At 67.8% G+C, this 11,047-nt stretch carries 11 protein-coding genes and 2 pseudogenes (2 of these 13 only partly in view); 3 read left to right on the top strand and 10 right to left on the bottom strand.

Annotation, left to right across the window (positions count from 1 at the left end):
- From K789_RS23065 to clpS, 6 genes and pseudogenes are all read right to left on the bottom strand, one after another.
- Positions 1-258 (bottom strand): annotated as a pseudogene (locus K789_RS23065) (non-canonical purine NTP pyrophosphatase) (it extends 355 nt beyond the left edge of the window).
- A 107-nt stretch (positions 259-365) separates the two neighbouring features.
- Positions 366-1,124 (bottom strand): ribonuclease PH, encoded by a 759-nt coding sequence (rph, locus tag K789_RS0113040; protein ID WP_024367137.1) that lies wholly within the window; start codon positions 1,122-1,124, stop codon positions 366-368.
- A gap of 89 nt (positions 1,125-1,213) precedes the next feature.
- Positions 1,214-2,011 carry an MBL fold metallo-hydrolase gene (locus tag K789_RS0113035; protein WP_024367136.1) on the bottom strand — a complete coding sequence of 266 codons (798 nt, stop codon included), beginning with the start codon at positions 2,009-2,011 and terminating at the stop codon, positions 1,214-1,216.
- The gene (gene murI / locus K789_RS0113030; protein WP_416352803.1) at positions 2,008-3,036 is read right to left on the bottom strand and encodes a glutamate racemase; all 1,029 of its coding nucleotides are present in this window, start codon (positions 3,034-3,036) and stop codon (positions 2,008-2,010) included. The genes K789_RS0113035 and murI overlap by 4 nt, the downstream gene beginning before the upstream one ends.
- Positions 3,037-3,156: 120 nt before the next feature.
- Positions 3,157-3,723 carry a DUF2017 domain-containing protein gene (locus K789_RS0113025; RefSeq protein WP_024367134.1) on the bottom strand — a complete coding sequence of 189 codons (567 nt, stop codon included), beginning with the start codon at positions 3,721-3,723 and terminating at the stop codon, positions 3,157-3,159.
- Entirely contained in the window at positions 3,716-4,084 is a 369-nt protein-coding gene (gene clpS, locus K789_RS0113020) for an ATP-dependent Clp protease adapter ClpS (protein WP_024367133.1), read from the bottom strand. The genes K789_RS0113025 and clpS overlap by 8 nt, the downstream gene beginning before the upstream one ends.
- A 37-nt stretch (positions 4,085-4,121) precedes the next feature.
- Between clpS and K789_RS0113015 the strand changes: the two genes are divergently transcribed.
- The 3 genes from K789_RS0113015 to K789_RS0113005 all read left to right on the top strand — a co-directional run bounded on the left by K789_RS0113015 (position 4,122) and on the right by K789_RS0113005 (position 6,572).
- Positions 4,122-5,450, top strand: coding sequence for a nicotinate phosphoribosyltransferase (locus K789_RS0113015; protein ID WP_024367132.1), 1,329 nt, complete (start codon positions 4,122-4,124; stop codon positions 5,448-5,450).
- Entirely contained in the window at positions 5,450-6,118 is a 669-nt protein-coding gene (locus K789_RS0113010; protein ID WP_024367131.1) for an isochorismatase family protein, read from the top strand. Before K789_RS0113015 ends, K789_RS0113010 begins: the two co-directional genes overlap by 1 nt.
- A 106-nt stretch (positions 6,119-6,224) precedes the next feature.
- Positions 6,225-6,572, top strand: a complete 348-nt coding sequence (locus tag K789_RS0113005; RefSeq protein WP_024367130.1) for a hypothetical protein — start codon at positions 6,225-6,227, stop codon at positions 6,570-6,572.
- A gap of 77 nt (positions 6,573-6,649) precedes the next feature.
- On the opposite strand, the gene K789_RS0113000 is transcribed toward K789_RS0113005, so the two are convergent.
- The 4 genes and pseudogenes from K789_RS0113000 to K789_RS23060 form a co-directional block, all read right to left on the bottom strand.
- Positions 6,650-8,443 (bottom strand): DEAD/DEAH box helicase, encoded by a 1,794-nt coding sequence (locus K789_RS0113000; RefSeq protein WP_024367129.1) that lies wholly within the window; start codon positions 8,441-8,443, stop codon positions 6,650-6,652.
- A 210-nt stretch (positions 8,444-8,653) separates the two neighbouring features.
- The gene (locus tag K789_RS0112995) at positions 8,654-8,962 is read right to left on the bottom strand and encodes a DUF3039 domain-containing protein (protein WP_416352804.1); all 309 of its coding nucleotides are present in this window, start codon (positions 8,960-8,962) and stop codon (positions 8,654-8,656) included.
- A 123-nt stretch (positions 8,963-9,085) separates the two neighbouring features.
- Positions 9,086-9,868, bottom strand: a complete 783-nt coding sequence (gene nagB, locus K789_RS0112990) for a glucosamine-6-phosphate deaminase (RefSeq protein WP_024367127.1) — start codon at positions 9,866-9,868, stop codon at positions 9,086-9,088.
- Positions 9,869-9,971: 103 nt separating this feature from the next.
- A pseudogene (locus K789_RS23060) lies at positions 9,972-11,047 on the bottom strand (transporter); it runs 504 nt beyond the window's last position.

Genomic DNA, 11,047 nt, shown 5'->3' with positions numbered 1-11,047 from the left:
CCCGGGAGCCCCGCCGAGCACGTCGACGGCGAGGCCGGAGTCGTCGGCGATCGCCACGAGCCCGGTCGCCTGCGCCACCGCCCGTGCCTTGAGCAGCGAGTTCTCGGCAAAGGTCACGCCGGTCTCGGCGACGTCGGGTGCGCCGACGGCGCCCGCGTCCACCACCTGGGTGTCGACGTCGAGGCCGGGCACCTGCCCGCGCAGCAGTTCCCGTAGTTCCCGGAGCTTGCCCTGGTTGTGCGTGGCAAGCACCAGCACCGGCGCGGTGCTGTGATCTGCTGGGCTGTGGTCTCCTGGGCTGTGGTCTCCTGGACTGTGATCTGTTGGACTGTGATCTGCCGGGCCCGGCTGCGCCGCGCCCGCTGTCACGGGGCTTCCGCCAGGGTGTCGCGCTGGATGGCGGCGAGCTGCTCCGTGCCCATCAGGGCCAGGTCGAGCAGCTTGTTGAGCTCATCGCGGTCGAAGGGTGCGCCCTCGGCGGTGCCCTGGACTTCGACGAACTTGCCGGAACCGGTGACGACGACGTTCATGTCGGTCTCGGCCCGGACGTCCTCGACGTAGGGCAGGTCCAGCATCGGGATGCCGTCAATGATGCCGACGGAGACGGCGGCGATCGTGTCGATGAGGGGCTGGGCGTTGCGGGCGATCATTTTGTTTTCGCGGGCAAAGCGGATGGCCTCGGCGAGCGCCACATAGGCGCCCGTGATGGCGGCGGTGCGGGTGCCGCCGTCGGCCTGCAGGACATCGCAGTCCAGCACGATGGTGATCTCGCCCAGGGCCTTGGTGTCGATGATGGAACGCAGGGACCGGCCGATCAGCCGGGAGATCTCGTGCGTGCGGCCGCCGATCTTGCCCTTGACGGATTCACGGTCCGAGCGGGTGTTGGTGGCGCGCGGCAGCATGGCGTACTCGGCCGTGACCCAGCCGCGGCCCTCGCCCTTGAGCCAGCGCGGAACGCCCTCGGTGAGCGAGGCCGTGCACAGCACCCGGGTGTTGCCGAACTCGATCAGGGCCGATCCCTCGGCCTGCTTGGACCAGCCGCGGGTGATGCTGATCGGGCGGAGCTGGTCGGGGGTGCGGCCATCGGCGCGGATAACGGGGGCAGTCAGGGCTTCGGAAGTCATGCCCTTAGCTTATCGACCCTCACCGGTCCGGCTGGGCGCACGCGGCCCGGCCGGACCTGTCCGGGCCCGTCCGAACTCAAAGCTTCCGCTCAAATCGTGTAGTGCACGCCCGCCACGGCCACGGCCACGTGCTGTCCGAAGACCTCCTTGGCTTCCGCCATAACGGTCGTCGGGGATGTCCAGACGGGGATATGGGTCAGCAGCAGCCGCCGGGCACCGGCGGCGACGGCGGCCTCCCCGGCGCGCTTGCCGGTCAGGTGAACGTCCTTGATGCCGTCGTCCCGGCCTTCCTCGAAGGCCGCCTCGCAGAGGAACAGGTCGGCGTCCCGGGCCGCGTCCTCCAGCCCGCTGCAGGAGTCGGTGTCGCCCGAATAGCTCAGCACCCGGCTGACAGGGTTGCCGTCCTTGTCCGGTTCGGTGACCTCGACGCGGAGCGCGTAGGCCTCCTCGACCGGGTGGTTGACGGCGTACGGGGTGACCGTGAACGGGCCCATGGTCACCGGCTTGCGCTCGGACCAGTTGCTGAAGTCGAATTCCTCGTGCATCCCGGGGTCCAGTTCCAGGCCGTAGGCCGTCGCCATCCGGTCGGCGGTGGCGGCGGGCCCACACACCGGAATCCTGCCGCGTCCCCAGCCGCCCGGCTTCCACCGCACCGCGACGTGGAGTCCGCACAGGTCCATGCAGTGGTCCGGGTGCAGGTGGGTGAGGAAGATGCCGTCGATGTCCTCGAGATCCGTGTAACGCTGGATGGCACCAAGCGCCCCGCTGCCGAGGTCCAGGACGATTTTCCAGTTCCGTTCGCCGTCGTTTGCGGTCAGCAGATAGCACGACGCCGGCGACCCCGGGCCCGGAAAGGATCCGGTACAGCCCACGATGGTCAGCTTCACAGCAGTGTTCCCCCGCCCGCGGGTCCGCCCACGAAGTTGGAGATCCGGGGACGGTTCGCGCCGGCCTGCGCGGCGGCGATCATTTCCGGCGTGATCCTGGCCAGGCTGCCCGTGGGGTACTGGGCCGCGACGTGGTCCACGTGGCGGACGCTGAGCACCTCGGGTCCGAGGAAGCGGCGGGCCAGGTGCTCAAACTGCGCGGCGTCCCCTGTGGCAATGAAGTTGTGCGACGGGTCGGTGGGGTCGGTCCGTTCCAGTCCGCGGGAGGCCAGGGCCCGGTAGACGTCCTTGGCCGTCTCCTCGGCGCTGGAGACGAGCGTGACGTCCTCCCCCATGACGTAGGAGATGACGCCGGTGAGCAGCGGATAGTGCGTGCAGCCCAGCACCACGGTGTCCACTCCGGCGGCCCTGAGCGGTTCCAGGTATTCGCGGGCGACGGCGAGCAGCTCCGGGCCCGTGGTGATTCCGGCTTCGACGTACGGCACAAACGCGGGGCAGGCCGCGGAGGTGATCTGCAGGTCCGGGGCCGCAGCGAAGGTGTCCTCGTAGGCACGGGACCCGATGGTGGCCGATGTGCCGATCACACCGACGCGGCCGCTGCGGGTGGCGGCGACGGCGCGGCGGACGGCCGGCTGGATCACTTCGATGACGGGGATCCCGTAGCGGGCGGTGTAGCGTTCGCGGGCGTCGCGGAGCACGGCGGCGGATGCCGAGTTGCACGCGATGGTCAGCAGCTTCACGCCGGAATCCACCAGCTCGTCCATCACGCCCAGGGCGTTGGCCCGGACCTCGGCGATGGGGAGCGGACCGTAGGGGCCGTTGGCGGTGTCGCCGACGTAGAGGATGGATTCGTTGGGCAGCTGGTCGATGATGGACCGGGCCACGGTGAGTCCGCCGACGCCGGAATCAAACACACCAATGGGCCGCGATCCCATCAGGCTGGCGGTCTGGCTGGTGACGCTGCTGCTGGCTGGGGAGTCCGCAGCAGCTCGGGCTGCCGGATCCGTGCTCGATGCTGAAGTCATGATTATTCGAGGATAGGGCTTCGCCAAGGGCGCGGCCATCACATTGTGTCGTCCGACTCATGTCTAATTTGTCACACGCCGCACCCGCCTCTGCCGCCTGCCCGCTCCCGGCGCCGCTGGTCAGCCGCGCGTCTCCAGGGACTGCAGCATCGCCTGGACCAGGGATTCCTGCAGCCAAGTGGTGAAGTTGTAGACAAGGGCCAGATAGCTTTCGACGTCCTCGGCCTGCGACCAGTCCTGCATAAGGTGCACGTGCCCGGCGTCCTCGTCGTCCCGGATGTCGAGGCGTTCGGCCAGCACCAGCCGGACATCGTTGAGCGCCATGGACCAGTGCCGCGCGTCGGCGGGGGTCAGGACCAGCTCGTCCTTGTCCAGCCCCAGGGACGCTGCCTTCAACGCGCCGATCTTGCTCTCGCGCAGCGACCGCTCGGTGTAGCGGCGGAACTCCAGGGAGGCGGCGTCGTCGGTCTTCGAGACGTTCGGGAGCAGCCGCCGCAGGGCACGGTCCGATGGCTCACGGGCCTCGGCGTCGAGTCCGACGAGCGCGGCCAGGGGGTCCTGGTTGGCGCGTTCCTCCGGCTCCAGCATGGACACGACGTCGTCGAAGAGACTGCGCAGCAGTTCCCGTTCGGCCGGTTCCAGGTAGCCGGTGATGCCCTTGACGCCGTACTTGAATGCCTTAGCCACGTTTTCCTTTGCCCTTGCCTGATCCGGCGCCGCCGGAGCCGCCGGTGGCTTTTTCCACGGTGGCCCAGAGACCGTAGCCGTGCATCGCAACCGCGTGCTGCTCCACCTGCTCCTTGCTGCCGTGGGCCACGATGGAGCGGCCCTTCTTGTGGACTTCGAGCATGAGCTTGTTCGCTTTGGCCTCCGAATAGCCGAAGTAGCTGCGGAAGACATAGCTCACATAGCTCATCAGGTTCACGGGATCGTTCCAGATCACGAGGTTCCAAGGGATGTCCGGGGCGGTCAGGACATCGGTTGACGTCACTGTTCCGGTCTGGGTGCTCTCCTGAGTGTCAGGGCCGAGCGCAACGCTGAGGGTCATCTGTCCATTCTATGGGGATGCGCACTAGAGTGAATTTGTGAGTTCATCAGCTGGCTGGGACCGTCCCCGCACGTCCCTGTACACCGACCATTACGAGCTGACCATGCTTCAGGCCGCGCTGCATTCCGGCGCCGCCCACCGCAAGTCAGTGTTCGAGGCCTTCGCGCGGCGCCTGCCGGACGGGCGCCGCTACGGCATTGTGGGCGGCACCGGCCGGTTGCTGGAAGGCATCGCGGACTTCCGCTTCGGCGACGCCGAGATCGACTTCCTCCGCCGCACCAAAGTGGTGAACGAGGAGACCCTGGACTACCTGGCCGGGTTCTCCTTCTCCGGTGATGTCTGGGGTTACGCGGAGGGTGAAGCCTACTTCCCCAACTCCCCGATCCTCATCGTCGAATCCACCTTCGCCGAAGCCTGCATTCTCGAGACTTACATCCTCTCGATCCTCAACCATGACAGCGCGATCGCCTCAGCGGCCTCGCGCATGATCACCGCGGCCGGCAGCCGCCCCTGCGTGGAGATGGGCTCGCGCCGCACCCAGGAGGAATCCGCCGTCTCCGCCGCCCGCGCCGCCATCATCGCCGGCTTCGACAGCACCTCGAATCTGGAGGCCGGACTGCGCTACGGGCTCAAGACCGTGGGCACGGCCGCGCATTCCTTCACCCTCTTGCACGACACCGAGCGCGAGGCCTTTGAGGCGCAAATCGCCTCGATGGGCGCCGGGACCGCGTTGCTCGTGGACACCTACGACGTCGAGTCAGCGGTGCGCACCGCCGTCGAACTGGCCGGCGACAAACTCGGTGCGGTGCGGCTGGACTCCGGCGACCTCGTGGCGCAGGCGCAATGGGTGCGTCAGCTCCTGAACGGTCTGGGCAACGAGCGCACCCGCATCATCGTCACCTCCGACCTCGACGAGTTCGCCATCGCCGCCCTGCAGTCCGCCCCGGTGGATTCCTACGGTGTCGGCACGTCCCTCGTGACCGGTTCCGGCGCCCCGACGGCCAGCATGGTCTACAAGCTGGTCAGCCGCACGGACGACGCCGGCGACTTCGTCCCTGTCGCCAAAGCCGCTAAGAACAAGACCAGCAAGGGAGGCCGCAAGTACGCCCTGCGCAAGCTCAACGAGCGCGGCACGGCCACCCAGGAGATCATCGGGGTCGGCCACCGCCCGGATGACGACGGCAATGACCGGCCCCTGCTGCAGCAGTTCATCAAAAACGGCGAACTCCTGCCCGGCTGGACCGGCGCGGAGGGTGTGCTCCGCGCACGCCAGCGCCACGCGGACACCATGAAGGAGCTTCCCGCCGTCGTCAACCGGCTGCAGCGCGGCGAAGCGGCCATCCCCACCATCTACGAGGAGAACTGATGTCCCGCGCCCTGATCATCGTCGACGTCCAGAATGATTTCTGCGAAGGAGGCTCCCTGGCCGTCCAAGGCGGAGCGGAACTCGCCGGCGCGATCAGCGAGTACGTTGACGCCCACCACGGACAGTTTGACCACGTCGTGGCGACCCAGGACTGGCATGTCGATCCGGGCGCGCATTTCTCGGACGACCCGGACTACGTCGACAGCTGGCCCAGGCACTGCGTGGCCGGAACCCGCGGGGCCGAACTCCATCCTGACCTCGACACGGAATACATCCAGGCCTACTTCCGCAAGGGCCAGTTCACCGCCGCCTACTCGGGCTTTGAGGGGCTGTTGGCACCGGATGACGCCGTGCCCACCGGTGACCGCAAGCCCGGAGCCATGCCCGTGTCCGGAGGTGCTCCCGACAGCACTGCCGAAACCCTCGACGGCGGTGACTTCGCCACGGGCGAGGACGCGATCGGGCTTGACGACTGGCTGCAGAGCCACGACGTCGAGGATGTCGTGGTGGTCGGAATCGCCACCGACCACTGCGTGAAGGCGACCGCCCTGGACGGGATCCAGGCTGGTTACTCCGTGACGGTGCTGCGTGATCTGACCGTGGGCGTTGCCGAGGATCTTGACGACGCCATCGCGGAGATGGAACTCGGCGGGGTCGACATCGCCTGAGCCGGCTGCGTCTTCCGCCGGCACGCTGACGGGAAACCCGCGCCCTCGAAGTAGACTCGAAATCCTTGCCACTATCGTCTGAACCGTAAGAACCCCGGAGTACATCATGAAGAAGACCCTTACCGTCCTGATCGCTGCCGGGGCCCTGCTCGGCGCCGCCGGCTGCTCGGCCCCGCAAGACACCACCCAGGAATCCTGCGCGCGGGTCCAGACCGTCGGCGCGGGACCGACGTCCAACACGGACAAGGCCGGGATGATTCGCCTCGCCAACCGGCTCCGGCCCATCGAGGCCACAGCGTCCGAGGAAATGAAGGCTCCCCTGAACTCCATCCTCGAATTCCTGGACGAGTCGGCCAAGGAAACCCCGGACTCCGCAAAGCTCCAGGAGATGCAGGGCGCGTACACGTCCGCTGGCCAGACCCTCAGCGAGCTCTGCACCGGCGGCGGCCAGTAGCAGCCAGCCGGCGGCTGCGAAAAGCTGGAAAGGCTGGAAAAAGGACCGGGTGACCCCGGTCCTTTTTTATGCCCGCACTACTTGCGGCCGATGAACCAGTCCTGGAGTTTCCGCAACCGGGTCTGCAGCTGCTCCTCGTTGGCCTGGGCCACAGCCGGACCGCCGCAGACCGTCCTGAGCTTGGTGTGGATGACGCCGTGCGGCGTGCCCGTGCGCGCGGACCAGGCCGCGACATTCTTGGCCAGTTCGGTGCGCAGGTCCATCAACATGCGGTGGTCCGGTACGGCAGACGTAGGTACCGCAGCGGCGGGCGCCGCACCCTGCGGGGCGCGCGCGTTCTTGCGGTTGAGCTGCTCGTGCTGGCGCTGGCGCAGCAGCGTGCCGACCTGATCGGCGTCGAGCAGGCCGGGAATCCCAAGGAAGTCGAGCTCGTCCTCCGAGCCCACCTCGCCGCCGGTGCCGAACTCGCCGCCGTCGAACAGCACACGGTCAAACGAGGCCTGCGAATCGAGGGCCTCAAACTTGCCCTTCGTCAGCGAATCGGAGGCTTTCTCCTCCCGGTTCGCCTCATCCATCAGCGAGTCTTCGGGGTTGAAGAGGCCGTCGCCGTCCTCCTTCTCCGGGCGGTCCAGTGCATGGTCCCGCTCGGCCTCCATGGAGTTCGCCAGCGCCATCAGCTGTGGCACGGAGGGCAGGAAGACCGACGCCGTCTCGCCGCGTTTCCGGGCCCGCACGAAGCGCCCGACGGCTTGGGCGAAGAACAGCGGCGTCGCCGTCGAGGTCGCGTACACGCCGACGGAAAGGCGCGGGACGTCCACACCTTCGGAGACCATGCGCACAGCCACCATCCAGCGCTTCTCGCTGGCGGTGAACTCCTCGATCTTGCTGGAGGCCTTGGTGTCGTCGGAGAGAATGACCGTGGGCGACTCGCCCGTGATCCTCTTCAGCTGCCCGGCATAGGCGCGCGCGTCCTCATGGTCGGTCGCGATGACGAGCCCGCCGGCGTCGGGCACGGTGCGGCGCACCTCGCTGAGGCGCTTGTCCGCCCCGGCCAGGACCGCCGGGATCCACTCCCCCGCGGGGTTCAACGCGGTCCGCCAGGCTTGGGACGTGACGTCCTTGGTGACTGCCGATTCGCCGAGGGAGGCCGCCATCTCCTCGCCACCGCTCGTGCGCCAGCGCATCTGGCCGGAATAGGCCATGAACATCACGGGCCGGACCACATGGTCCCGGAGCGCCTTGCCGTAGCCGTAGGTGTAGTCCGCTTTGGAACGCCGGATGCCGTCGCGGTCCTCGGCGTATTCCACGAAGGGGATCGGCGAAGTGTCCGAACGGAACGGTGTACCCGTGAGGGAGAGCCGGCGTGCCGCGGGCTCGAAGGCCTCGCGGAGCCCGTCGCCCCACGACAGCGCCTCGCCGCCATGGTGGATCTCGTCGAGGATCACGAGCGTGCGGGCGGCCTCGGTCTTGGCCCGGTGCAGCATCGGCTTGCTCGCCACCTGGGCGTAGGTGACCGCGACGCCGATGAACCCGCGGCCGTGCTGGCCGTCGGCGTTCTTGAAGTTCGGGTCGATGGCGATGCCCACCCTGGCGGCGGCATCTGCCCACTGCCGCTTCAGGTGGTCCGTTGGCGCCACGATGGTGACGCGGTTGACGATGTTGGCCTCGATCAGCATGGACGCCACCCGCAGCGCGAAGGTGGTCTTGCCGGCCCCGGGCGTTGCAACCGCAAGGAAGTCCTTGGGATGGGTGCCGAAGTAGCTGTCGAGGGCCTCTTGCTGCCAGGCACGGAGCTTCGGCGCGGTGCCCCAGGCCGCCCGCTCGGGATACGCGGGGGGCAGCACGGGTCCGCCAAAGAGTGTCTCTGTCACTTAGGTGCCCTCCATTCCGCGCACTGCTGCCGCTGCCGGAGAAACCCAATTAAGCACAAAAACACCAATCTTTTCGGATGTACCGTAAGCAATCACCGGCCGGCATGGACCGGGCATCATTCCCCGGGAGGACGTGGCGCCCCGGCGCACGGCGGCGCGCCGTGGCGCGGGAGGCGCGCAGTTGCTGCGCCCCCGCAGTGCGTAGCCGCGCTACTTGTCGCCGGAACCCTTGCCGCCGTCGCCGCCAGGACGGAGGCCTTCATAGACCTCTTTGCATTCGGGGCAGACGGGGAACTTCTTCGGATCGCGGCCCGGTGTCCAGACCTTGCCGCACAGCGCGATGACGGGTTCGCCGGACAGCGCGGATTCCATGATCTTTTCCTTGCGCACATAGTGCGAGAAGCGTTCCTGGTCACCCGGTTCCACTTCCTGGCGCAGTTCCTCGCGCTCGATCGTGGCCGTCGACGTCCCGGCTCCGGAGAGCTCGCGCATCGGGTCGTTTTCGAGAGGATCGGTCATGCTGTTCATGAGACCCATCTTAGCCGCTGGATCAGCCGTCATTGCGACGGGACGGGGACGGGACGGGGACGGGACGGGGCTGGCATGGCGATGGCACGGCGACGTCCTGGCGGGAACGGGTCGCTACAGACCCTGCCACGACGGCTTGTTCTCATAGCTGTGGCGGTAATAGTCGGCAAGCCGCAGTGACGACGCCGCCGCCTCGTCGACCAGGATCGTGGCGTGCGGATGCAGCTGCAGGACGGACGCCGCACAGATGGCTGCGACAGGCCCTTCCACGAGGTCGCGGACCGCCTGGGCCTTCTGCGCGCCGGTGGCAATGAGAATCACATGGCGGGCCTCGAGGATGGTGCCGAGTCCCTGGGTGACGACGTGGTGGGGAACCTTGGACAGGCTCCCGAAGAACCGCGCATTGTCCCGGCGTGTCTGCTCGACCAGGGTTTTGATCCGGGTCCGCGACGCCAGGGATGAACCTGGCTCGTTGAACGCAATATGGCCGTCCGTACCGACGCCGAGCAGCTGCAGGTCCACTCCCCCGGCCGCGCGCATGGCGTCCTCGAAGGCCTGGCAGGCAGCGGGGATGTCCGCCGCCGAGCCGTCAGGTCCGTGGACGTTCGAAGGGGCGATGTTCACCCGCTCGGTGAATTCACGCCTGATTACCTCAAGGTAGGACTCCGGATGGCCGGGCGTCAGCCCCACGTACTCGTCAAGGGCGAAGGCGTGCACCCGGCTGAAGTCCAGGCCGTCCCGTTCGTGCCGCAGGGCGAGTTCGTCGTAGACGGGCAGCGGTGAGGAACCGGTCGCCAGGCCCAGCACGGCGTTGGGCTTGCGCCGGAGCAGCGCCTGAATCGCGTCCGCCGCCAGGGCGGCGATCGGCTTGCTGCCGGAGAGAATGACGACTTCCATGGCCTGCCTTTGCCGTGGCCTGTGCGGGTGCCTTGATTTCGAAGCACCCATTGGCGGTTGTGCCTAGTCGCAGGCTACCGCACTCCCGGCCGCGGCGCCCGCGTCAACGGTTGACGGCCAGCTGTGCCAACAGTTCCGGACCCCGGGCATCGAGCCATTTCCCACCCAGCCGGACCCCTGCGGCGAACAGTGCCAGCCCCAGGACGGGGCCCAGGAACAGGTTGATCCAGCCGAAGATGGACGTGCCGGTGAGGAATTGGGCCACCAAAAGAGCCGCTTCCGGGAGGATGAGCAGGAGGAGAACCCCCATGCCACCGAACTGCACCGCCATGGTCTGCGCGACATTGCCCGGCGGTTTCTTGAACGGGCTGTCCCCGGGGAGCGGCACCGCGACGGTGTAGCGTGCCGACACCACGGAGGAGAGTCCCATCCCGCTGAACAGGACACCGAGTGAGAGTCCGAGCACGCCAGGCAGGAGCGTCCAGTCTGCGCCGAACAGGAACGGCAGGACGCTGAGCCCCAGCACCACCGGCAGGGCGAAGACCAGGCACGCCACGGCACGGCCGAGCCTGTCGTGGACCCCCCTCACCCCCGTCGCGAGGTGAAGGGCGAAGGCGGTGTTGTCATAGGAGACGTCGGTTGAGATGGACCAGGCGAGCAGGAACGCGGTCAGCGGGCCGACAAAGAGGAGCGCTCCGTAGGACCCCGTCTGGGTGCCCTGGAACAGCATCAGTACCGGCAGCAGCGGGACGACGACGAGGGCGCCGGCGTACCGCGGGTCCCGGAGCCAGTAGCTCAGTGACCGCGCAGCCACCGCACCCGTGGGGGTTGCCGGGAACAGCGCGAAGAAGCCGAGTCCTCCGGCGCGTTTTTTGGACGTGCCGGCGTACGGCGGCGTTACGAGCGCCCGCTGCAGCAGGAGCTTCCAGCACAGCGTGAGGACGGCGAGCGTGGCAAGCGCGATCAGGAACTTGAGCGCCGCGGCACCGTAGCTCCCCGCGGCCAGTTCGCCGCCGAGGGACCACGTGGCCCCGGCCGGGGTCCACGACAGCGTTCCGGCAAGTCCGGTCAGGAAGTTCCCGGAGCCCGCAATGCCCTGTGCGACACTGGCCACGATCGGGCCCATCAGGACGAGCGGAATCAGGAAGACCACCGCGCTGGCATCCTTGAAACGGCGGG

It is taken from the genome of Arthrobacter sp. TB 26 (genome assembly GCF_000427315.1).
GTDB lineage: Bacteria > Actinomycetota > Actinomycetes > Actinomycetales > Micrococcaceae > Arthrobacter.
This window is presented reverse-complemented; position numbering and strand designations above follow the sequence as displayed.

Coding starts and splice junctions, on each gene's coding strand:
- murI (WP_416352803.1), bottom strand. CDS start 3,036: ATGACTTCAGCATCGAGCACGGATCCGGCAGCCCGAGCTGCTGCGGAC.
- rph (WP_024367137.1), bottom strand. CDS start 1,124: ATGACTTCCGAAGCCCTGACTGCCCCCGTTATCCGCGCCGATGGCCGC.
- K789_RS0112995 (WP_416352804.1), bottom strand. CDS start 8,962: ATGACCGATCCTCTCGAAAACGACCCGATGCGCGAGCTCTCCGGAGCC.
- clpS (WP_024367133.1), bottom strand. CDS start 4,084: ATGACCCTCAGCGTTGCGCTCGGCCCTGACACTCAGGAGAGCACCCAG.
- K789_RS0113005 (WP_024367130.1), top strand. CDS start 6,225: ATGAAGAAGACCCTTACCGTCCTGATCGCTGCCGGGGCCCTGCTCGGC.
- K789_RS0113010 (WP_024367131.1), top strand. CDS start 5,450: ATGTCCCGCGCCCTGATCATCGTCGACGTCCAGAATGATTTCTGCGAA.
- nagB (WP_024367127.1), bottom strand. CDS start 9,868: ATGGAAGTCGTCATTCTCTCCGGCAGCAAGCCGATCGCCGCCCTGGCG.